Annotated in this window: 27 protein-coding genes; 21 read left to right on the plus strand and 6 right to left on the minus strand. The window is 36.6% G+C overall.

From position 1 onward, the window contains the following. Positions 1-30: 30 nt before the first annotated feature. The 18 genes from IC610_RS01695 to IC610_RS01780 all read left to right on the plus strand — a co-directional run bounded on the left by IC610_RS01695 (position 31) and on the right by IC610_RS01780 (position 11,425). Positions 31-327, plus strand: coding sequence for a hypothetical protein (locus IC610_RS01695; protein ID WP_191734944.1), 297 nt, complete (start codon positions 31-33; stop codon positions 325-327). Beyond that, positions 305-1,645, plus strand: coding sequence for a hypothetical protein (locus IC610_RS01700; RefSeq protein WP_191734945.1), 1,341 nt, complete (start codon positions 305-307; stop codon positions 1,643-1,645). Before IC610_RS01695 ends, IC610_RS01700 begins: the two co-directional genes overlap by 23 nt. Next, positions 1,645-2,547: a hypothetical protein gene (locus tag IC610_RS01705; RefSeq protein ID WP_191734946.1), complete on the plus strand. Its 903-nt coding sequence runs from the start codon at positions 1,645-1,647 to the stop codon at positions 2,545-2,547. Before IC610_RS01700 ends, IC610_RS01705 begins: the two co-directional genes overlap by 1 nt. Next, a complete protein-coding gene (locus IC610_RS01710; RefSeq protein WP_191734947.1) occupies positions 2,544-3,395 on the plus strand; it encodes a hypothetical protein in 852 nt (283 codons plus the stop codon). Before IC610_RS01705 ends, IC610_RS01710 begins: the two co-directional genes overlap by 4 nt. Continuing rightward, the gene (locus IC610_RS01715; RefSeq protein WP_191734948.1) at positions 3,376-3,816 is read left to right on the plus strand and encodes a hypothetical protein; all 441 of its coding nucleotides are present in this window, start codon (positions 3,376-3,378) and stop codon (positions 3,814-3,816) included. The genes IC610_RS01710 and IC610_RS01715 overlap by 20 nt, the downstream gene beginning before the upstream one ends. A 3-nt stretch (positions 3,817-3,819) precedes the next feature. After that, positions 3,820-4,248, plus strand: coding sequence for a hypothetical protein (locus tag IC610_RS01720; RefSeq protein WP_191734949.1), 429 nt, complete (start codon positions 3,820-3,822; stop codon positions 4,246-4,248). An 18-nt stretch (positions 4,249-4,266) separates the two neighbouring features. Next, positions 4,267-4,476: a hypothetical protein gene (locus tag IC610_RS01725; RefSeq protein ID WP_191734950.1), complete on the plus strand. Its 210-nt coding sequence runs from the start codon at positions 4,267-4,269 to the stop codon at positions 4,474-4,476. 548 nt (positions 4,477-5,024) lie between these two features. After that, positions 5,025-5,279 carry a hypothetical protein gene (locus IC610_RS01730; RefSeq protein ID WP_191734951.1) on the plus strand — a complete coding sequence of 85 codons (255 nt, stop codon included), beginning with the start codon at positions 5,025-5,027 and terminating at the stop codon, positions 5,277-5,279. Beyond that, positions 5,272-5,463, plus strand: a complete 192-nt coding sequence (locus IC610_RS01735) for a hypothetical protein (RefSeq protein ID WP_191734952.1) — start codon at positions 5,272-5,274, stop codon at positions 5,461-5,463. The genes IC610_RS01730 and IC610_RS01735 overlap by 8 nt, the downstream gene beginning before the upstream one ends. Before the next feature lie 9 nt (positions 5,464-5,472). After that, positions 5,473-5,727: a hypothetical protein gene (locus IC610_RS01740; RefSeq protein ID WP_191734953.1), complete on the plus strand. Its 255-nt coding sequence runs from the start codon at positions 5,473-5,475 to the stop codon at positions 5,725-5,727. An 84-nt stretch (positions 5,728-5,811) separates the two neighbouring features. After that, entirely contained in the window at positions 5,812-6,663 is an 852-nt protein-coding gene (locus tag IC610_RS01745; protein ID WP_191734954.1) for a hypothetical protein, read from the plus strand. Beyond that, entirely contained in the window at positions 6,663-7,244 is a 582-nt protein-coding gene (locus tag IC610_RS01750) for a hypothetical protein (RefSeq protein WP_317173335.1), read from the plus strand. The genes IC610_RS01745 and IC610_RS01750 overlap by 1 nt, the downstream gene beginning before the upstream one ends. Beyond that, a complete protein-coding gene (locus IC610_RS01755; RefSeq protein WP_228462842.1) occupies positions 7,241-7,570 on the plus strand; it encodes a hypothetical protein in 330 nt (109 codons plus the stop codon). Before IC610_RS01750 ends, IC610_RS01755 begins: the two co-directional genes overlap by 4 nt. Continuing rightward, positions 7,551-8,189, plus strand: a complete 639-nt coding sequence (locus IC610_RS01760; RefSeq protein WP_191734955.1) for a hypothetical protein — start codon at positions 7,551-7,553, stop codon at positions 8,187-8,189. The genes IC610_RS01755 and IC610_RS01760 overlap by 20 nt, the downstream gene beginning before the upstream one ends. After that, positions 8,164-9,876, plus strand: coding sequence for a hypothetical protein (locus IC610_RS01765; RefSeq protein WP_191734956.1), 1,713 nt, complete (start codon positions 8,164-8,166; stop codon positions 9,874-9,876). The genes IC610_RS01760 and IC610_RS01765 overlap by 26 nt, the downstream gene beginning before the upstream one ends. Before the next feature lie 47 nt (positions 9,877-9,923). Further along, positions 9,924-10,604, plus strand: coding sequence for a hypothetical protein (locus tag IC610_RS01770; RefSeq protein WP_191734957.1), 681 nt, complete (start codon positions 9,924-9,926; stop codon positions 10,602-10,604). A gap of 5 nt (positions 10,605-10,609) precedes the next feature. Further along, positions 10,610-10,993, plus strand: coding sequence for a hypothetical protein (locus IC610_RS01775; RefSeq protein WP_191734958.1), 384 nt, complete (start codon positions 10,610-10,612; stop codon positions 10,991-10,993). Between the two features lie 9 nt (positions 10,994-11,002). Next, positions 11,003-11,425 (plus strand): hypothetical protein, encoded by a 423-nt coding sequence (locus tag IC610_RS01780; protein WP_191734959.1) that lies wholly within the window; start codon positions 11,003-11,005, stop codon positions 11,423-11,425. 129 nt (positions 11,426-11,554) lie between these two features. On the opposite strand, the gene IC610_RS01785 is transcribed toward IC610_RS01780, so the two are convergent. The 5 genes from IC610_RS01785 to IC610_RS01805 form a co-directional block, all read right to left on the minus strand. Beyond that, positions 11,555-11,737: a hypothetical protein gene (locus tag IC610_RS01785; RefSeq protein WP_191734960.1), complete on the minus strand. Its 183-nt coding sequence runs from the start codon at positions 11,735-11,737 to the stop codon at positions 11,555-11,557. Continuing rightward, complete coding sequence (locus IC610_RS01790; RefSeq protein ID WP_191734961.1) at positions 11,734-12,162, minus strand: DUF6943 family protein; 429 nt, start codon at positions 12,160-12,162, stop codon at positions 11,734-11,736. The genes IC610_RS01785 and IC610_RS01790 overlap by 4 nt, the downstream gene beginning before the upstream one ends. Further along, positions 12,143-12,325, minus strand: a complete 183-nt coding sequence (locus IC610_RS20215) for a SymE family type I addiction module toxin (RefSeq protein ID WP_394368288.1) — start codon at positions 12,323-12,325, stop codon at positions 12,143-12,145. The genes IC610_RS01790 and IC610_RS20215 overlap by 20 nt, the downstream gene beginning before the upstream one ends. Continuing rightward, positions 12,306-12,515 carry a hypothetical protein gene (locus IC610_RS01800; RefSeq protein ID WP_191734963.1) on the minus strand — a complete coding sequence of 70 codons (210 nt, stop codon included), beginning with the start codon at positions 12,513-12,515 and terminating at the stop codon, positions 12,306-12,308. The genes IC610_RS20215 and IC610_RS01800 overlap by 20 nt, the downstream gene beginning before the upstream one ends. Before the next feature lie 62 nt (positions 12,516-12,577). Beyond that, entirely contained in the window at positions 12,578-13,009 is a 432-nt protein-coding gene (locus tag IC610_RS01805) for a hypothetical protein (RefSeq protein ID WP_191734964.1), read from the minus strand. 420 nt (positions 13,010-13,429) lie between these two features. Between IC610_RS01805 and IC610_RS01810 the strand changes: the two genes are divergently transcribed. From IC610_RS01810 to IC610_RS01820, 3 genes are read left to right on the plus strand one after another with little or no spacing between them, the layout of a single operon-like run. Beyond that, positions 13,430-17,776, plus strand: a complete 4,347-nt coding sequence (locus IC610_RS01810; protein WP_191734965.1) for a phage tail tape measure protein — start codon at positions 13,430-13,432, stop codon at positions 17,774-17,776. A gap of 3 nt (positions 17,777-17,779) precedes the next feature. Next, a complete protein-coding gene (locus IC610_RS01815) occupies positions 17,780-19,804 on the plus strand; it encodes a hypothetical protein (RefSeq protein WP_191734966.1) in 2,025 nt (674 codons plus the stop codon). Then, positions 19,794-21,653, plus strand: coding sequence for a hypothetical protein (locus IC610_RS01820; protein WP_191734967.1), 1,860 nt, complete (start codon positions 19,794-19,796; stop codon positions 21,651-21,653). Before IC610_RS01815 ends, IC610_RS01820 begins: the two co-directional genes overlap by 11 nt. Here IC610_RS01820 and IC610_RS01825 read toward each other — a convergent pair. Next, positions 21,650-22,828 (minus strand): tyrosine-type recombinase/integrase, encoded by a 1,179-nt coding sequence (locus IC610_RS01825; protein WP_317173336.1) that lies wholly within the window; start codon positions 22,826-22,828, stop codon positions 21,650-21,652. The two genes, IC610_RS01820 and IC610_RS01825, sit on opposite strands and share 4 nt — an antisense overlap. Positions 22,829-22,875: the final 47 nt, after the last annotated feature.

Consider the following 22,875-nt stretch of genomic DNA (forward strand, 5'->3'; position numbering starts at 1 on the left):
TCCACAATCATGCAGGGATATTTTTGCAACATGGAAGAAATTAATGTTTACGATGCTATCAAAGTGATGCGGAGACTTTCTGCCGAAAATTTTCCTTTCAGCTTCAGTTTCATCAGCTGTGATCGTTCTCGGAGATCATCACGCGGATTGGTGAAAATCAGTAACGGTATTTTGACTAAAGGTCTTCCAAAAAGTAAGTCAAAACATGCTATGAACCTCATAGCGTATGAAGATACGGAAACGGGTGAAAGAAAACATTTCTGGCTTCCTCTGTTGATGACTTTTAATAATTATAAAATCAGCCATGATAGAATTCTTAGGAGATGATGCCGTTGTAGGCGGTCAGAGTGCATTTACTTTTGAAGTAATTGACAAAAAAAGACAGGCTAATGAGCCTTATTTTTCCATGGATATGTTTACGCCGTCGCTCTTTCAGGCCGTTCATGGCGACTGGAAGGTTTTCCCATACGGTGAAAATAACGAGCTGCCGATTCAGATCCGAAATATAGTTTACAGCAATTCAATTTCTCCGGGTATTTTAAATAAAAAAACCGGAATGAATTGGGGCAAAGGGCCAAAACTTTACGAAGAGAAATTTGACGAAAAAGGAAAATTATATCGTGAATATAAAAACGATGCAGAAGTTCAGGCTTGGCTCGATACCTGGGATTATGAAGAATACCTTGCAAAAGCAGCTACGGATTTCTCTCATGTTGAGAGTTTTTTCACAAAAGTGATTCAGAACAGAGGCTGGAGAATCGGACGTGCTCCAAAAATTAAAAAGCTGGAGCATATCAGCATGGATAGAAAACCAATCGTTGCCGGAAAACAATATACCCCCACTCATATTCTCCTTTCCCGTGAAAACGAGCCGCAGACTTATGATGCATTTCCTTTCTTTGATAAATTCGAGCCTTTCAAATATCCTCTGAGTGTAAAGTATTCAAATCTCTACACATTTGCTTCATCATTTTTTAGCATACCTCATATCATGGGGTCGATTCCGTGGATAATTCAGAGTACAAACGTGCCTAAATTCCTGGCAGCGCTCAGCAAAAATTCCATTAATATAAAATATCATATTACATCACCAAAAGAATATTGGGATCAGAAAAAACAGGATATAAAGGACGATTGTTCTGAGAAAGGTAAGCCGTATAAAGATTATATGTTTAAGAATTTCAAAAAGAAAATGCTTAAACAGGTGGAAACGGTTCTTTCCGGGTTGGAAAATGCAGGAAAATTCTGGCATTCGGAGCAGATTCTCATGGTAGAAGGTGTCAATGTTATTGAAATGGGATGGGTGATTAAAGTAATTGATCAGAAAATGACAGATACTGTCAATGCTCAGATTTCAATTGCTAATAAAGCAGATAAATCAGCTGCTACCGGTGTGGGTGTTCATAACGCAATCGGAAATATTTCGGAGTCCGGAGGCAATAGTGGTTCAGAGCAATATTACGCTTTGAATAATTATCTTCAGACAGGTATTGATCTTCCGGAAATGGTAATTATGTGGTGTATGAATGCGGCTATCAAAGCAAATTTTCCTCAGAAAAGTTTAAAGATGGGTCTTTATCATGACGAAATGAACCGTCAGGAAGATGTCTCACAGTCACAACGTGGTTTAAAAGTTCCCAGATAATGAAATTATTATTTAAAGAAGAGGGTTTTGGTCCCGATTTTAAAAAGCTGGTCGGAATCATCGATTCTGATCTTCCCTGGTTGAAGTTGAAAGCTTCAATTATTATCGCTACAGATGAGATTATTGATATCATCGGTTTGCCGAATTACGAATCTATTTCTGTTGAAAATATTCCTGATGATCTTCAGCTGTTTTTCGAATATGTTCGCTTTGCTATTGGCTTCAAAGCTTATATGCTTTTCGCTCCTACTGGTGATGTGGCCATGACCGGACAAGGCAGAACCATGAGACGTGATGATCATCAGGTCGGAGCCTTCGAATGGCAGATATCCAATCATGACGAATCTCTGGAGTGTTTTTTTTACAAACACATGAATCTTCTGATGAAGTACATGGTAAAAAAAGAAATGATTGTAGGTCTTGAGAAATATGATCACGCAAAACTGATTGTTCCAAACTTATCAGATTTTGAAAAGCATTACGGACTTAATGATTCGTATTTCCTTTATTTAAATCTTCTTCCAGGGCTTGTGGAATTTGAGGAACTGGAACTGGAGCCAAGGTTGGGAGATCTGTCGCGAGTAAGTCTGAAGCTGAACAAAGTTCTTTACAATTACAGTCAGAAAGCTGCAGTGCATTATGCCATTGAGTGGGGATTGCGACGATTGGATATTCAGATGTTTCCAAAGAAAATGATCCGTTCTACAGAGCAAAGTTCGAAGACATCAAAATCAGCCTCGTTCATTCCTTCGGAATTGGCGTTGGTCTTTGAAAGAGATTCTGCACGATATCTTAAAAAGCTGGAAAGCGAGCTGACTGCCTTGAATGCAGTAAAAACTGACGAAGAAGTGAGACTTCCGGATCTTGATTTTGATGAAGACGATAATTTTGTAAGCACATGATACATCTGGAAATAGTTGAGAAAAATAAGTTTCTCTACATGCCTGAAAATTTGGGTGAGTGTGATAATGATCAGTACGCTAATATGGCAAAATTGATTTGGATGGCCAAAGAGCAGAAAATTAGTAGATTTCAGCTCCGTGATCTAGGTGTTTATTCTTTACTCCGGTTGAGAAAAAAAAATAAAGACTGGGACGAAAAAAGCGAAAATCTTTACAGGTTTTCTTTGATTGTAGATAATTTTTTTGAATTCGATGAAGAAGATAATTTCTTAAATGTAAAATTGGATTACATTAAAAATCATCTTCCTAATTATAAATTATTTCGAAAATATTACGGTCCTGAAGATGGTTTTAATGATGTTAATTTTGGTCAGTATATGGATGGACTTGAAGAATACATTTATTACACAAATACAGGTGATCTGAATTCGCTGAGAATGCTTTTTTCAATATTCTATTTACCCGCAGGTGAAAAGTATAATTTTAGAACATCGAAGAAAAGATCTTTGGGATTATTCCGATTTGTAGATATCCGGCATTTATACGGTTTCTATTTATTTTTTGCATCAATGCAGACTTATGTATTGAGCGGAGTTATCAATGTGATGGGTAACGATATTGATTTGAGTTTAATATTTGAATCTGATCCCAATCCAAAATTCACAAGTGATATCGTCGGAACCGGTATGAGATCCGTTTTATCGGAACTTGCAGAAAGCCAGGTTTTCGGTCCATATGCCGGAGTGGAAGAAACAAATATGTGGCGGGTTTTGAGCCGTCTGTATGAACTGAAGAAAAAAGATTTGGACGAAGAAAAACGAAACAAAAATGACACCCCTAGAGCTTAAAGAATTTTTAGTAGAACTAAAATCAGAACATCAGGAAATTAAAAAAACCATTGTTGTAGCTGACGAAGCTGATCTTTCAAAATTTACCGGTGATATCGGTTCTGAAGATAATATGATTTTGGTGGGCGTGGTCCCGTCCATGTCTCATTCCGGAAACATCGGAGCATATAAAGAAACTCCGGTTTTCCAAATCATGGTTTTTGAAAAAACAGATTACTCGGCAATTGATAACGATGGTTACCTCGAGCTGCTGCAGCGGACTTTTCTAGTCATGAGAAAAATTCGGGATTACATTCTCGGAAAAGTAGAAGAGGGCTGTTATCCGTTTTTTAAGAGTCTGAGCATTGACGGTCTTGAGATCGATACAGCGAAGCATATTTTTAACTTCAATGGTTATAGTATGGATATTTTAACGGAATAAATTATGAGTCTTATTCAACGCAGAAGCCAAAAGCAGGGTATTATCGAAGGTCTTTTTATCAAAAAGACTTTGGAAGAGCAGGCAAAAGGGATTTTGGGAGATTCCAAACGTGCGATGAAGGGTTTTACTTCTGCGAAGTGGAGTAAAAAGAAAATGGTGATTGATGAAGATACGATGACTTATTCCCATTTGGCAGATTTCCGTTTTGTAGATATGAAGACCAGGAGAGCAAAATCCGGATACAATCCTGCTACAAGAAAATTAAAAGCAGGAAAGGTTCGTAAAAAGAAAAGCTTCCCTATTCACAATAAGCCGATTATGCATCATAAGCGGATGCTTATCCGTACAATTTCATTTGGATTCACTGAAGAAGTGAAAGCTCAGTTTGAAGAATTAGCAAAAGTTAATAATTTATTACCCGAAAACGGGTAATATTTACTATATTTGTGTATGGATTACAAAGAAAAACTTAAAGCAGTTTTCGAAGAGATTTATTTTATTAATCTTTCAGATTTGGCGCGATCCATCAATATGGATGCTTCCAATATGAGAAACTATTCCAAGGGAAAGGTTTTGGTAAGCGAATCAAAGTATAATGAGATCATTGCCGGTATAAAAGCTTTTACCGAAAAAATGAAAGAAGTTGAATCCAAATTTTAAAAAAAAATCTGAGAGAATTAAAAACCTGCAAAATAATTGTAGGTTTTTTTTGTGCTTACCAAAAAACGTGTATATTTGCAATGCTAAGTTATCATAGGACACAATCCTACTTTTTTTTAATAGATAGAAATTTATTCTAAATAAATTGCTCTCAAATCGGGGAGACCGAAAGGTCTGTATCATTCTTATGATAACTTAGCAGCCCCTTTTTGGGAGCATTAATTTTTTTTGGATTATTAACTTTTAAATATTTGTCATGCTAAGTACAATCAATTTAGAAGATACTCCAGTGTTGGATATTTTCCGCTTTGCCGGCGCTCAGGCTGTGAAAGGTTTCAATCAGAAATCTTCAAAACTAGATACACCTTGCGAATTCTTCCGCAAAAACAAACTCAGGTCTTTTCGTTGCAAAACTCTCAAGATGGGAGATGTTAGACTATCGGTCATTTTGCCCGATGGATGTGAATTTTACGCAATACAGCGAAATTTCACTTTGGCATATATCAAACTTGTGCGTTCTTACTATTCACGATTAAATGACTTGAACTATGAGAAAAAACAATGCACACACGGGTGATTCAGAGAAAGAAGTAATTCAAACACTTCAGGAATTATTAATCAGTAATTCTCCGGAAGGTTTGGAAGATATGATCTTCCATGTTTTTGAAGATGCAAACCTTTGTTCCGGTGATCTATCTGCAGACGAAAAAAGCCTTCGTCACGAGTTCCACCTGTCTATTAGAAAAATTCTACGGATTCTTAATAAGGATCCTCAACTCCTCAAAAAATTTAAAGATGGATAAATATTATAGAAACATCGAAGATATCACTTCCTCAGAAGGAATATTAGTAGAAGCCGGAAGCCTATGGGAAATTCAGCAAAATGATAAAATTGCAAACATTCAGATTCTTGTTCTCGTTGATGATGACGTATACGCTACACATCACATAGATTTAGAATTGTTTGAAGAAACTGAAATAAATTAATTTTGAATCATGAAATATATTTCAAAACGTAAAAAGAAAAAAGTTTGGAAGGCAATGGAATGCTTACCAAGTAATCATGGTGATATTTGGCTAGTATTAAAGATAATTCCAGATTTGAAACATTTAAATAATAGAATGATCATCGGTCGTGAAACACAAAGATTTCATACTGGTGAACGATGTTTAAATGTTGGAGGTAAGTACTATGGAATTACTGAATTTGATGCATGGGCCGAACTTAAAAAACCTATAAATTTTCATTAAATTAAAACCTGCTTTTTGAAGCAGGTTTTTTTAGTGTAACAAAGCAACTGCCTGCAATTGCCAAAATTTGCTCAAAAAATAATTATGAGCAAAGAAGTACTAAGATTTCTCAAAAATGAGAATCTCAAACCTCAGGAACAGTATAATTTGGGCTTATCGCATTTAATGAATGCCGCCTCCGGAAGTAATCTTGTGAGATCCTACAACAATCGCGGATATTCTCCTGAAAATCTCAAGAATCTGAAATACGATTTAATGAATACGCTTGGTTTGAAAGCAGCTGATCTCAGAAACTTTGTAGATGATGAACCTGAAGCAGTAATCGTTCAGCAAATACAAAACGCTCTTACTCCTTCAGAATTTATTAATGATTTTGTAGAAAAAAATAAGGATAGAAAAGTAATGAAAATCATTACCGGTCTTCCGGACGAAGTAAAAGCAGGAATCAAACTTTACGGGAAATACGATTTTTTAAGATCCAAAGATTGTCCGAACGAATTCAAAATTCTTACTGCAGATGCTATCACAGCATTTGAAAACTACAAAGCCGGGCACAAAGAATTGTTTGATAAAGTAGCAGCACTGGCAGAACCGGTTCTTACGGATGAAGAAATCTTTGCTGTCGCATGTCAGGTTCTTGAAGATTTTGAATTAAATCACGAAATCCATGCTGAACTACAGCATTATCAAGATACTGGTGAAATTTTAGGCAAGCATCCAATTTTTGCTGACCTGATGCTGGAGAGAGAACTGGAGGCTTTAACGCCTGCAGCACTCGCTAAAAAACATACAAATTACAAGACGTATGTTTCCAAAGCTTCAACAGCATTGGAAGCAAATAAAGATCCTCAGAAAGTGGAAGAACTGCAGGCTGATCTTGCTGAAAAAACCAAAGTGAGAGATTTGGCTAAAAAGATTTTGGACAAAAAAGCATAGTGAGAAAAACAAATAAGTTTTTTGATCTTCAACAGCTGAAGGAATCAGAACCTGCATCGAAGGAATTCGGCTCAGGTTCTTTACCTGTTTACTTAAACCATCATTTAGACAGAATTGCAAATGTTGATGAGCTGGTAAGGATGCCGGCAGTTGGTGAAGTTTTTTTTCTTCAGACGGAAAAAGCGTTCAACGCTTTTACTTTTATTCCCTGGATAAGTAAAAGGCTATTCATTGATGAGCTTTTTGCGAGTACATATTCAATAAGCCGCAGAGTAATTGAATCACTGCAGCACCTTCAGCAGAACGGAAGAATCGGAAAGGTTACTTTGTTGATTTCAGATTCTATGATTAAAAGAAATCCTGTAACCATTGACGTGTTAGAAGCTGTAATTAAGCACAATGCGAATTTTAATGTAAAGTATTACTGGAATCATAGCAAAGTCTGTCTGATCAAAGCCGGTGATTCTCATTTGATTCTTGAAGGCTCCGGAAATTGGAGCGAAAACGCTCAGCTTGAGCAATACATAATTACCAATCACGAAGAAGTGTACAACTTCCGGAAACAAATGTTTGAGATATGATGAAGGCAATTCACGTCAGATTAGCTCAAGAACAGCTGGAAGAAATAGAGAATCTTTCCGGTGCTGGTTATGATATCGACAAAATAGCGATGTATCTCGATGTGCCCAAAATGGAACTACGAAAAGAGTTTAATAATCCAGAGTCATTTGTCAGATATCATTATGACCGTGGAATCTTACTTGTAGACGCAGAATCAGGCATTAAACTCGCTGAAAATGCAAAAGTGGGTAACATTACCGCTCATCAGCAATTAATGAAAATACGGTCTTTACAACGATTGGAAAGCCTAAGAAAAAGGATTATGTATGGCGAAGAAATTGACTGACTATAACCTCAATGATCTTTACAAATGGATTGAGTCCGGAATGACAACAACAGCTCCCACAGAGTTGATGGAATATGTCAATTTACTTGAGAAAATCTACAGGATGATGAATCGTGTAGATATTTACGGCTCCCGCGATGCCATAATAAAGCATCTGGTAGATTTTGAACCGGAAGTAAAAACAAGAATCAAGGCACTTGACTTATATAATGAGGCATTCGAATATTTTAATGCTGACACTAAAATCTCCAAAAAAGCCTGGAGAAACTTTTACGCAAATAAAATTGATCAGGATTACGAAATGGCCAGAGCTGTTGCGGAAACTGCTTCTGATTTTGAGAAAGCTTCCAGAATTGCAGACAAAGCTTATAAGTTTCGTCAGTTAGATCAGGAAGATCCTCCGGAACTGCCAAGATCATTATTTGACAAACCAATCAAGGTTTACACAACCGATATGGATCAGTTCGAGATCGGAAACGAAGACCTGAAGGATATAGAAATGTGGATTGATGATAATACGAAAGAATTATCACCTGCTGCAATCGACAGAATTAAGCAGGAGGCGATGTTGATACCAATTAAAATCTTTGATGATGAACAGGCAGACAGTACGAATTGATTCACTTTCTGCGTATGATGATGTAGAAGTTCGGTACTCAACCTGGTTAAAAATGATTACCGACCTTATGGAGCCTCAGAACTTATTTCTGATTCTTGGCAGGGGTACCGGTAAAACGACCGATTATTTATCTGAAAGGCTGATGAATATTTGTTATGAGATGCCTCATAGCTATATTGCTTTAGTTGGAAATACTTACACAAACTTGCTTAAAAATGTTGTTCCTGCTATCATCGAAGGATGGAATCGTAAAGGTTGGATTGAAGGAATACATTACGTGGTGGACGAAGCTCCGCCTGATCATTTTGATAAGCCATATAAGCAGCCTTTCGAGTACAAACACACGATATCTACTTTTACCGGAAATTTCTTCAATTATATTTCGATGGATACTCCCAGTTCCGGAGCGGGTAACTCTTACCAGCATTTGGCAGGTGATGAAACGAAATATCTCGAGAAAACAAGAATTGACAGATTGTTTCCGGCGCTCCGTGGAGATCCTACTATATTCGGGAAATCTCCGTATTATTTAGGTGTAACATTCACGACTGACCACCCTAACATTATTATGCCGGGTGAATACGATTGGATTCTGGATAAGCAGAAAGAAATGAAGCAACAGCAGATTAAATATTTGCTGCAGATTTCTCTTGAACTTAATAAAACTTTAGCCAGTGCAATAAAGGCAGGAAGGAAGCGGAATAAAAAACTGTTGTCTACACTTCAGAATAAGATGAAAAAATTATCTGTTCTGAAACAACGCCTGAGAAAAGGTTCTACATTCTTTTATAAAGCTTCATCTTTTGTCAATGTAAATGTTCTCCGTTTAGATTTCTTTAAGACTGCATTGGCAGCACTTGGAGAGATTGAATTTAATACTGCAGTATTATCGCAGGCTCCGCAGGTTGAAGCCGGTCAGAGATTTTATGTAGCATTTGACAATTCGCATATTTATGAAGACGGAATCATTCGTGAAAATTACTACCGGTACAAAACAGGAGATGATGCGGAAACGTTCTCAACAGATCTGAAATATTGTATTCCAAATAAAACTCTTGAGATCGGTGCTGATTTCGGAAATATGATTTCGATGGTAGTCGGGCAGACTCAGGGAAATCAGATCAGGATTTTGAAAAATATTTTTTCTGTCAGCCAGAAGACTGAAAAAGTTTGTGAAAAATTTTTGAAGTTTTTCGCTCACCATAAACATAAAGTGATTGATTTGTATTTTGACAGATCAGCCAACGCATACGAGGAAGTTGGACGTGACTGGGCTAATGAAATGAGAAAGTTTTTGGAAGAATGGCCGGACGGAACTAAAACCGGATGGACTGTCAATTTGATGTCGCGAGGTCAGGGAAATATCGAACAGGATCTAGAATTTAAATTTATGAAGGCGATCATGAATAGGAATTATCGTGAATTGCCAGAACTTCTTATAGATAAATATCAATGTCGCCAGCTAATTTCATCGATGAACGTGGCGAAGCAGATTGTTAAGAAAAATGCTAAAAACATCACGAAGATTTTTAAAGATAAATCCTCCGAAAAACTGCCAAAAGAAAAGCTTCCAATGTATTCTACGAATATGTGCGATGCTTTGAAATATTTGATCTGTCGTCGTCCTTGGTTAAAGCTTTACAAGGGTAAACAGAAAGATTTTTCGGATCCAGAAGTTTTGGGATAGGATATTTTGTAAATTCGTATCACTTTTAGACTTATAAAAATAATTAGATGGAAAAATTAAATATGGAACTTCGTAATGAAATTTTAGAGATTTCTTTATGGGTTGAAGCTTCTGTGAATAAGTTAATAACTGTCAATTTATCAGTAGAGAACGCTGTAAAATCAAAAAGCTTCAATAACTCACGTGGAATACCTTTCGGCAGTAAAATAGATCTGCTATACGACATAGAAACTATTAATAAGGAGGAACATATTGCTTTGGAACTGATAGCGTTCATCAGAAATAAATTTATGCATCTTGTAATTTATAATACACTTACTGAATTATTTGATGCATCGGATAATAGTTGGAGGAAAAAGCTTGAAAAATTTGCGCACGAAGATAAATTTGAAACTGAAGAAGATTATTTGAATGCGTTCAGAAAACTTCAAATAAATGTTCTAAATTTTTTAAACGAGAAATTCAATAAACGGAAATTGGAGAATGACAAAATAAGTGAATTACTTCTTAATCATCATGAAGAATATATTGATCTGCAAAAAAAAGTGAAAGAATTTATTACTGAAATGTTTGTACTATTAACAGGTGAGCTGGACAAGGATAATGTTACTTTAGAATTCCAAAAAATTTTAACGCAAAAACTGATGTTATTTGCGGAAAATACTCCGGCTGTCAATAATCTTGAAGTGTTTAAGGATAAGGAGTTGTTAAGAAGAATATTTAAATAGATTATATGAATGTTCGAAAATTTGGTATACTAGCTTTAGCTTCAAAATTTTTAAGCGATAACCAAAAAGCCTGTTTGAACCAGGTTAAGCAAAATCAGGATGCATATCAATCTTTGATGGTGGTAGTCGATAAATTACCCGATAAAGAAAAATTTTCTGTTATTATCGTTGGTCTGGAATTTTGGAGGATGCAATTTCAAAGAAGACCAATCCAATATGTTGGTGATGCAATTTATTATGAAATGTTTTCAACTGCTATGCGGAAAGGCTTAAGTCTCGAAGAAGCAGCTTGCGAAGTTGAAAGTATAATTTCCAGAGAGATGTATCGTGGCGACCGGTACAGAGAGTGGCAAAGAAACTATGTTTTTAATTGGAATTTGCAAGACTAAGAATTATTTATGAGCAATAAGAAAAGAATTTCTAAAAAGATTCGGGAAATAGAATCTAAGAGAATTTTAAGATTTAAAATCAGACTTAATATCGCTTGTGTAGGAAGTTCTGAAGCAGTTGCTGTACTGGATAGAGTTAATAAAATTCTTCTTGAAAGTATATTAAAAATGAATAATTTTCAGGATAGGATTGTTCGTGCTTGTTCTGAATATACATATGGCTTTGATGTAGCAGATCAGATCAGAATGAATGGAAAAACTTTAGATTTTTTATATGAAGTAAGAAAGCTGTCCGGAGTGGATGATATGGAATCAAAAAGAATCTTGGCAGATATGCCTGAAGATACAAGAGATCCTCTTTTAAATTTGTTGATCGTAGGATATGAGCTAAGCGAAGCTTATATTTTAGTAAAAGATACTTTCAAATTTTAATGTTTTTCCCGGTAAGGAACTGTTAGGGATAAAACATCCATTTCGGCGAAGCCGAAATTTTTTGTAAACGTTTGTAAACGGTTAAAGATTACGCACAGAAAAACGCCTTTTAACGGGCGTTTTTTGCTTTTAAGTTATTTCGTTCAATACTTCAAAAATGTAATCGGGTTCTACTCCCCATTCTTGAAAAACTTCTTCAACCTCCATAAAATCAAAATCCGGTTGTTCCATCCGTTCCAGAATTTCTGCTTTTATTTCCTCTAGTTTTTCCGCAAGTTCTGGCGGATATCGTTCGCTTATTGGTGTTTTCATAATATTTGTATTTCTAATTTTTGATAAACTTTGTGAGATAATGAAACTTTTAATTCTTTCAGAAGATTTTTAATTTTGTCCTGATGCAGAATGTTTTCTTCAATTTTCCTTATCTGCAGGTAATGTTCATTTATAATTCTGTTTTCGTGAATAGCTTTTTTTAAAATGGGTGAAACTATCTTTTTGTATTCCTCAAGACTTAAAAATGGAATAACAGAACCACGTAAAAAAACGCTCAAGATTTTGCTTTCATATACTATACTTAAAATTTCAAAATCTACGTTTCTATACGTTCTTACCTCCCAACAGTTGGGCATTGGCTGTCTTATTGGTCGCCCTGCTCGGTTTCCTCTGCTCTGAATAAAAAAAACTGTTTCGTTTTCCTGCGGTTCTGCAGTCGTTCCGTTATAAACTTTTATTGTCATTGCTGATAATTAGGATGTTATTTTTAATCTCAATTTGTACATTCTGCCCGATTTCAAAACCTGCATTTTTCAGCCACTCGCCCGAAATATTTAATTTTGGCACTTGCTTTTTGCCTTGCCACAGATAGCAGATTTTAAGCTTTTTAAAATTCATACTCGGCATAATCTGAAATTTCGTTAGATTCTTCTATAAAAAGGTTTGCAATGGCTTCGGCTCGGTGTATTGCCTTTGCTGTCATGCGGATGTAATAATTAAAATCATCCCAGTTAAAAACCTTGTCATATCCTTTGATGAAAAGTAAATCTTTCACTCTTTCGGATAAATTTGTATTTTTGCTGTCAGTTGTAGTCATAATGTTAAAGTTGTGATTATTAAAAAGTGCTCCCGCTCGTCACAGCAGGAGCGCATTTTTTTTTAGATATTGAAGTTTAAGAGAGTTTCCTCGCTGTCGTTTACAAGTTTTTCCAATTTGTCATGACAGATATTTAAAATTTCTTCAATGATCTGCGTGTTATTGATTTCAAACACTGTCTGATTTTCGCCATAAATTAAAACTCTTTCTTTCAGTCCGTCCCTGGACACCATAAACGATGATAAATCATCTTGTTTAGCTTTTAAAAACTCATACTTTTCTATGAGTTTTCCCATCATGTCAAAGTTTTTAATTCTTTGCGTTGCTGTGCTCGGTCCGACAATGGTTGAAAGTTTCTGTTTTGCTTCCTGCAACCCTGCGTTTGTGCTTTTTTCGGGTTTCTCAATTTTTACAACTTCTCCGTTAGTTGCTTTTTTTTCTGTGGCAGATGGTACTGTCTTCGCATCGTTCGCCTTTTTGTCTAATGTGTTCATAATGTGTATGTTTCAACTATATAAATATACGACTTTTTGCAATAGTTACCAAAAAACAGGTAATTAAAAACCAGCATTTTAAGAAAATTTTTATCAATTTTTATCAATTCTAAACAAGAACATTTTTTATCTAAAAACATAAATAATTACAAATTTTTTTCAAACAAAAAAAAGTCAAAACACTGATTATCAACGCTCAAACCCTAAAATCTAAATTTTAGGGTTTGGGTGTTTGATACTCTCCCCGACGCCGCCGAGAATCTTAAAAGCAGTTGCTGACGACGACGGCGCGTGGAAATATGGTTGAAAAGCCCACCAATAGACATGTCGCACCGCTTAAAGGGCGGTTGCGATTCCTCTCTCATTTTTTGCTGTAACAACTGTTGCCAGTGCCTTGAGGTAACATTGCAAAAAAAAACGATGGCCAAAGTAATATCGGATGAGATCCTCAAGCTAAAGATTGTTGTCAATGGTGATGAAGCACAGAAGCGAGTGCTTGATCTCGAGAAGGCAAACAACGTTCTTTCGCTTCGTCTTAAAGATCTCAACGAAAAGCAGAAGGAACTCCGGAAGCACAGAAAAAAAGATTCTGAAGAATACAAACAGAATGAGCGTGAGATAAGGATGCTTACTGCTGCGTTCGATGCAAACAGGGAAAAGATTGATGATGAAATCAGATCGATGAACATCATGAATCTTACGATGGAGCAGTTAACAAGGAGAGCTAATGATCTGCGGTTTGCTATGAATCATATGGCAGACGGGGCGGGGCTTGATGCGGCTCGTGCTGAGTATCAGGCAATGCAGGATAGACTCAGACAACTGCGTAATGGTGCGGATGATTCCTCTTGGTCTATCAGGAACTTATCGGACAGGTTTAATCAGTATTCTGGTATTGCTGTGGCTGTGGCTGCTTCTTTAGCTGGTGTTGCAATCAGCATTCAGCAGACTATCGACATGAACAATAAGATGGCAGATGCTCAGACAGCAGTTGCCAAAACAACTGGCATGACCAAGCAGGAAGTAAATGATCTGGCTGCTGCTTACTCAGACTTTGATACACGTACAAGTAAGATAGATCTACTGAAGATCTCTACTGTAGGTGGGCGTCTGGGCGTGCCTAAGGAAGAAATTAAAGATTTTACACAGGTGGTAGATCAGGCGTATGTAGCGTTAGGCGATTCGTTTGAGGGTGGTGTAGAAAAGGTTGCTGAGAAGATTGGTATGATCAAAGGATTATTTGATGGGACTAAGGAGCTCAACTATGCCGAGGCTATTAATATGATTGGTTCTGCCATGAATGAGTTGGGAGCAGATGGTGCTGCATCCGAACAAAATATAGCTGACTTTACTTTAAGAGTGGGGCAACTACCTGAGAGGCTTAAACCGTCGGTGGCTGAAACTATGGCCTTAGGTGCTGCTTTTGAAGAAAGTGGTGTTGACGCTGAGAGGGCTTCTTCAGGATATTCTAAGTTCGTTAGGGTAGCTGCTAAGGAGACGGCTGCCTTTGCTCAGGTAATGGGTATTTCACAAAAAGAAGTTGAAAAATTAATTAATCAAGATCCTTTACAGTTCTTCTTGAAGTTCAGTGAGGGAGCAAAAGGTTTGGATGCAACTGTCTTGTCTTCTATTCTGGACGGGTTGAAGCTTAACGATAATGAAGTAATCTCCATCATTGGATCTGCTTCTGAAAATACTGATCGTTTCCGTAAATCAATTGAATTATCAAATCAGGCTTTATCCGATGCAACATCATTGCAGTTGGAGTTTGATCAGGTCAATAATAATGCTGCAGGTATTTACGATAAAGTTCGTAAAAAGTTTGTGGCAATGTTCACCAGCGATACAGTTGCTAAGTCTTTAAACTGGACGATATCCACAATAGGTAAGATGCTTGGCGTTGTTGAAGATACTGAAGGAGGTGTAACCAGGTTTCGTGATTCACTATTATTCCTTGTGAAAATTCTAACCATAGTGGTAGTGTCAATTTTCAGTTACAATACGGCATTGAAGCTTTCCGAACTTACAATGATCAGCATTCGTGAAAGGTTGTTAGCTTATACAGCAGTTCAGAAAGTAAGTGAGCTCTTAAATAAGACTGGGGCATTTGCTCAGAATATTTGGAATGCCACCATTGGCTATGGTACGTTGGCGTTGGCGCGATTGACAGGGAGTACAAACCTCCAGACTGCTGCTCAGCAAAGATTGAATTTGGTAACGGCGGCAAATCCATGGGGTGCTGTTCTGGCGGTGGTGACTGCCGTGGTTACTGCTTATATGCTCTTTAGAAAAAGTACTGATGAATTGCGTGAAGCTGAAAAGAAAAGATTTGAAGAATCAATTCGTTACGAAATTGCACAACGGGAGGGTATTCAGAAAGGTAAGACAGCTGTTGAAGAGTATAAAAACAGTGTCGCAAATCTCACCGCTGTTCTGCGTGATGAAAATGTAAGTCAGGATCTTCGTAAAAAGGCTTATGAGGCTTTGATTAAAATGCATCCGGAGTTTATGGGCACCGTTAATAAAGAATACATTGCCACAAAGGAACTTGCGCGAGTATATCAGGAGTTAGCTAGTCAGATCGATTTGTCGGCTCGAATTAGAGCTAGAGCAGCTGCAAAACAAAGTTTGTACGATGACAATGCAAAAATGGAGTTGGAGTATGCCAAAGGAGCTGCAGCAAGGGAGAAGGAACAACGGGAAAGAAATCAATACCGTGAAAAGTACAACTATAGCAAGGAGCGCGGTGATTCAGCTGTAAGGATGTTCGGAAGCTTTGAAGAACACAACAAAGGTGCTGAGTTATTAAATCAGATCAATTCAAATAATAAATTACTTCGTCAATATAATGAGGCGGATAAGCAGCGAATTTTCTATCTGCAGACAGCATTGCAAAGTGTTAAGGGTGCTAAGCGAAAAGAAGTTGAAATGGAGTTGTATGCATTACTGGGAGTCGAAGCTGAAGAAAAACCAGACTTTAAATCAAACTACAAAGCATTACCTGACAAAGAGAAAAAACCTAAGAAAGAAAAGAAATCAGCGGAAGAAAGTGAATATGAGAAAATGCGAAAACGAATTCTTTCGCATAAGGAAGATTATGATCAGAAAGAGGTAGATCTGGAAGCGCAAAAGCAAATTGCTATTTCTGAAAACCAGAAGGAAGGTTATGAGAAGGAACGTGCAATGATAATTGCTGAGGAAGGTAAGAAGCAGGCCGATCTTGACAAAATGAAGTTTAGCGATGGTGATTTTGATGATATCGACAAGATTATAGCCAGAGAAAAAGGAGCCTTGCAAAAACAGTTCATTGAGATAAAGAACCAATGGATAAGAGAAAATGCAATTGTTGATGAGATAAAGGAGCAGGAGAAGGAAAAAACCAATATAAAACTTCTTGCTCTTGATGATAAATATCTCATGTTGGATTATAAACAGCAGGAGGAGGCTCTTCAGAAAAGAGTAAATCTTATTACTCGGGAGCAAAATCAAACATTAGCTGCAGCTCAGTCTGTAGAACAGCAAAAAGCATTTTTAGCTAGCAAGGGTTATTCCGATAGTTCTTTGGCTATGATCACGACCTGGGAAGAAGGGAAGGCTAAAATTGAGAAATATTATCAGCAAAAAGCTTTAGAAGAGCAATTGAATTTCCTGCAGGATCAGATCGCAATGTTTGATATGATGATGGAGGTGACTCCGGCATTTATCACCGATGACCAGATTGAAACTATTCAAGCATATAGGGATAAGATAGCAGCCTTACTCCTTGAAGTTACAAAACTCAAAAAAGGTGAAGAGCAAAAGCTGGGCGGCAAGCTTTCTTCTTTTGGAACTGGCACCACTGATCTATTTGGACTTTCGCCTGATCAGTGGAAAGCGATGTTTACCAACACTGATAATCTTTCTGAGAAAATTCAGAAGATTGGCGCAGCTATACAGGTTGCACAAAGTATGTTTGGTGCATATGCCAATTTCGTTCAGAATAATGAGAAACGCATGCTCACTCAGATGGAAGTTTCTTCCGAGCGCAAAAAGAAGCGATTGAAAAACCAATTGGATTCCGGAGTGATTTCTCAGGAAGAATACAAAAAGCAATCACTTTTAATCGATGCGGAATTAGATAATAAAAAAGCTCAGATTGAGTATCAGGCAGCCAAAAGACAACGAGATATCCAAATAGCTCAGGCAATTGCCGGAGTAGCAATGTCAGTCATTAATGCAGCTCAAACTGCTCCGTTCTTTCCGGTTGGTTTAGCAATGACTGTTGTGGCTGCCGCAATGGGTGCAGTTCAATTAAGCACCATTATGGGTACTCCATTGCCATCTGCTCCGGGTGCGGAAGAAGGATTTTATCCTGTGCTTCGTCAGCAGGACAATAAACTTTTCAATGCGAGAAAACGAAGATCTAAGACAGGTGTATATAATGAACCAACTATGTTGGTCGGCGAAGGTGGTGCATCTATGCCGGAACTCGTGGTTTCCGGAAAAACGTTAAAAAGGATTGATCCTAAAGTAAATCGCATGTATATGAACGAAATTCAAAGAATTGAAGGCTTTGAAAATGGTCTTTATCCTGGAGGAAATCAATCTTCAGGTAATGATGATTTGATGATTAGGATGATTGGTGTACTCGAAGAAAGTAACGCTGTAATGCGGGACCTTCGTGATAAGGGAGTGACTGGACGTTTTGTAAAAAATGCCAGAAACGGAAAAGACCTTGATGAAACTCAAAATATGTATAAAGAATTAAGAAATAAAAGCAAACATTAAATTATGCCACTTCCAAATCAAAACCCGGGGGGAACTCCTTATTTATTTTTAGCTGAAACCGTTACGAGCAATGTAGATTATCAGTATGGCAGCGGAGTAATTCCTCCGGACGTCAAGATCACTTTGAATGGTCGAATGAACGCTTATGCAAATTACAAGATTAAAATATTTGTTAGCATCGCCAATACGAATGTTTCTTTTGTGCAAACGATGATTGCGGGTAATGTAGTTACAGAGCTGACAGGTCCTTCCGGAAATATAAATCGGGATGTATTTGCTAATTTTTTCGATGTTGATCAGTTGGCACCAGGTATCTATGACGTATCAATGAATTTTGAATTGTATGGCGTTAACAATGCCGGAGAGCATATGACTGATTCTGCATTTGCATGGTTCTCATTCAATGTTATAGGGAACGCGAATCCTATCAATACTGATAAGCCGGTTTATAAATTAATTTACAATAGACAGACAAATCAGCTATCGGGAGATACTGTTGTAAACATTACAGGTAACAATGATAATCTTCCATTACGTTTTTTTAATAATCTTGCCATTCTGAAGGCTGTGGATCCAATTAATAACAATTCGTTTGTTTTAGAAGAAAATACACCTTTGTCCGGCAATTCAAATTTGCCACTTGAAGGAATTTATGAGATAAGCTGCAGTATTTTTAAAAAAAATGTTGGTAGTCCTGATGTTAATGTTAAATCATTTCTGATTCAATTGATAGTACTGAATGGCGACATGGTGGTTTTTCCTGCCGATTTCAGTTTTTCTTTGATGCAGTCCTTAAATGAGGTAAAAAGTCAGGCGATATCAATAATTAATCCATACAACAAAGTTTTTACAATCGAAGGTCCTAATTGGTTGAACTTCTCGGCAGCGGGCGGTTCTGGAACCGTCGATATTGTTGCGTCAACATTAAATTCAATGATGATTCCTGTTGGTAATTATTCCGCTAATGTCATTGTGAAGTATGACAATAAAGAAATTTTGGTGCCGGTAACTCTTACTGTTATCAGTTATATTTACCTTACCGGTTTTGAACAGTACAATTTCTGTCTTGACAATAAAAGAATAAATTTTATTAAGAAAAATGCTGCCGCTCGATTTGTAAGATCAACCGTTACGGCATTTTTTTTAAATGAAGATGAAAATTCAACGATTGTAGTTCCTATCACAATTCCATATTTTCATGAGCGCGGAAGTTTTGATATAGGGTATAAAATTCACCAGTACTTTCTTCGCCTGAAGAAGAGTGTACTGTCCGAACTAAAAAAACCAAATTTTGATAACAAGTTTTGGTTTGCTCCTGCTGAAGTTACTATGGTTGTGGAGGAATTGGATGCTGATTATAATGTTTTAAATACGGATAATGTCGGTTTAATTAAACTATATCCAGGAAAAAAACCAAAGGGCTTTCCAATGCTTACTAACAGTCTCTTTAAACAACGATTTGAAGGTTCAAAATATATCTTTAGTTATATTCAGGGGCTGGTAGATACTTCTAAAATTGCAATAGGAACTCCTAATGTATTTGAAGATGGTATTGTAACAAGGGTAAAGATTGAAGATGACGAAAACAAAATCATCTTTCCAAAGAAAAAGATATTTCAGATTACAGATCAGCTGCAGCTGACCTATCTTACTTTGAATTTAAACGGACCGAATATCATAAATATCCAATTTGAGAATCAAAACCTGGTTCCGGACTCGTTCAGCTTCTGTGGTCATTTTAAAAATAACCCGGCATACACACATATTTATGATCAGAATCTTTTGAATTCTGCTCGTGAAAAGTTTGATGTTACAAAGGTTATAAGTAGGACCATTAATACGGGATTTTTAGCAAAAGCATGTGTTCCGGTTATTGATGAAATTATTAAGAGCCGGCTTTGTTTTCTGGAAGTGAATGGCGAAAAATACAGGGGTTTTTGTACGTCAGATAAAATAGTTGACGAAGATAGTGCAGCGGAGTTAATTCAGTTTGATTTAGAATTTTTATTGGAAGATTATGGAAATTAAATTTTATGCAGCAGAAGGGGTTATTGATCTTTCAAACGTTGAATTCAGCACGCAGGAAGAAAACTCGATGCTAAGTGATCAGACTTTCACTAAATTTTTCTTCCCGTTTGATATCCACGTGGATGATGTGTTCTTTCACACCTTTGGCGATTACCTTAGCGATGAAATAAAAGATGTAAAGTCAAAGATCGACGGATATCTGTTTCACGAGAATAAAACACATAAAGCGGTTTTAAATATCGAAAACGTTGAAGATAATGTGATCACAGCTCAGATCGATTACGGTCTTGAAGAAATTCCAAATTTTGATAAAAAATTAAGTGAGTTACCACTGCCAAAATTTACTGTGAATGATATCCATCTTCATGCAGCAGAGATTATGGCTAAAACATGGCCTCAGGTTAATTATAATTTTCCAAAAATATACACTGATCGGTATGATAGGGATTCTGATGTTTGGGACGCTTTTGAGGGTTATTATAACAACACCAAAATCGAAAATGGTGTACTGAAGGTTCCAAATAATTATATTGACGGTGGTGGGAATATTTTCAATGTAAATATCATTCATCCTTGTCCACATCCCATTTATCTTTTAAAATTAGGATTTAAAGATGCAGGATTCGATTTAGTCGGAGATATTTTAGCGGATCCGGATCTGCAGAAGCGTTGGGTTTTCTCAGGTACAGAGTATTTCACAATGAAGGCTCAGACAAAATTATATGCGGAGGCTACTCAGATGGATTTTTATTCTGATGAAGCTACAACACTTTTGCTCAACGGATATTTTTATAAAATGCGAAAGAGAAAGTACAGTCGAACCGTGGATAATCTTAAACCTGGTAATTATAAAGTTCAGGGATCATTTAGAATTAAATCTTTTTATGGAAGAATTACCTGTAGAGTGATTAGTAACGGTAGTGTGTTTTGGGAACATGACGTTTATTATGAACAGGGCTTTCAAGATAAATCTTTCCCGCTAGATCTGACGATTCCGCTTAATCAAACTACAAATTCAGTAAGCTTCTTTGTGGAGTTTATTCCTTTGAATCCGGATGCGAGCGATTATAATGTAATAGGTTTTCAGTTAACCTCAGATGTATTATTAGATTCTAATGCCGGCACTGAAGACACCAAGGCGGTTAACAATCCGAACGAAGTAGATTTGACTAAAGCAGTTCCGGACATGACGTTTGGTGAATTCGTAAACATTATAAAAAACTGGCTCAATTACGACTTTACACCAATCGGTACTAAGATATATATGAATAGGCTTGGCAAAAACGAACCTTCAAATGTTGTAGATTTTTCTAAGTTTGCTGTGAAAAATCCAAAAAAAACATTTTTATCGAAGAGATCTTTTAAATTAAAATTTCCGGATTTTGATGCGCCATATAAGATAAATTCAATGTATTATGATGTGGATGGAAAAAAACTGAATGGACAGGAAAAGGAAGATACGAATGTTATTGAAATCAATGGATATCCGCTCCCACTTGCTAAGCCAAAAGAAAATCTTCCTCTATGTGCTATTGATGTCGCTGAATCGTCTGATGTTGTAGGACTTGTCTACTACGACGGGTTGATTGCTGGGGTTAATGATTCCAAAGATGTTCCAGGTTTAGTCTTTCCGGAACTGTTTGATAAAAATTGGTTGCGCTGGCTTCGTCAGCGGATCAGAGGAATTAAATTTGAATGGAGCAAAGAAGTCAACGCTGAAGAATTTAGTTTGATGAGTATCAAAGATCATATCTTCTGCAATAATAATATTCATTTGTTCGCTACTCTTAATAAAGAAAAAACCGGTGACAATTCGTACATCGTTGATATTGTCACCGAGACTATCTAATCCATGATGAATGATGCCATGTTGGATTCTTTTTCTATAATATGCACGTATATCATTGTTGTCAATATGCTGGAGTGGTTCAAGATCTGTTGTAGATCTCGCACGTTGCCACCTTTTCTGAGGAAATTGGTGGCAAATGTGTGGCGTCCGGTGTGCATCGAAACATTTTTTTTAATATTGATTGTTGGCAGCTTCATTATATTTTTCAGCGTTCTGTTAATATACTCCGGAGTGATTTTTGTGACAAATAATGAAGGATGCCTTTCTATGATTAACTTTGCTGTGTTGTTAAGCACTATGGTGTGAGGCTTATCTGTCTTTTCCGAATGAAAGGTTACCGCATCACCGCGAAAATCTATTCTTTTTAGTCTTTGTATTTCTGAGATTCTTAAGCTTGTGTAACATGCGAAAAGAAAATAGCCTAAAGTCAAAATATGATCAGGATGTGTATTTTCACTGAAATAGTATTGCTTAAGAATTTCTACTTCACGGATTGTTAAATTAGTTTTGGATCCTTTCATTGATCCTACTTTCAGATCATTAACATCAAAATTTATAAAAAGATTATGCTTTTTGGCCAGATTAATAAATTTTTTGATTGTTTTAATGTTTCCGGCAATAGTAGTTGATTTGTTTCCCTTGGTATATAAATAACCTTTATAATCCTCAAAAAAACCTAACGATAGATTACTGAAGGGAATAGGATTTTTATATTCTTCAAGCTTTGCAATAACGCTTCTCGCCATGCGTTTTGTTGTTTCTTTGATGGGAGATGTCTCCAGATGATGTTTTGCAAATGAGATGAAATCATACTTTGGTGTTTTGTTGAAAAATTCATTCCTGAAAGTTTTAATATCTAAGTATGCGGATCTTGATAGTCTGTAATGGGTTCTGATTTCTGTAGTTTTTGACTCCATATTATCTAAGGATAGATTTATATCCTCGGTGTCAAACTTCTTTTTAACACGTCGGACGGTGTTGTCCCACTTATCTGGGCTGATGTAAAGACCGGTTGGGATCCGATCACGTTCTCCATTAATAGAAACGTCATAGAAAATTTGGCACCTGCCATCTTTTCGCTTGTAATTGTTTAAATAGAAGTGTGTGGTGATTGTCATAAATTTAGTGTTTGTGACAAGCTCTGTGACAAGAAATGAAGGTCTGTTTTGGATCATGCTTTTAATGTTTTAAATATTAAAAGAATTGGTCAGAATCGTTGTGA

It is taken from the genome of Chryseobacterium caseinilyticum (assembly GCF_014837145.1).
In the GTDB taxonomy this organism is placed as follows: Bacteria; Bacteroidota; Bacteroidia; order Flavobacteriales; family Weeksellaceae; genus Chryseobacterium; species Chryseobacterium caseinilyticum.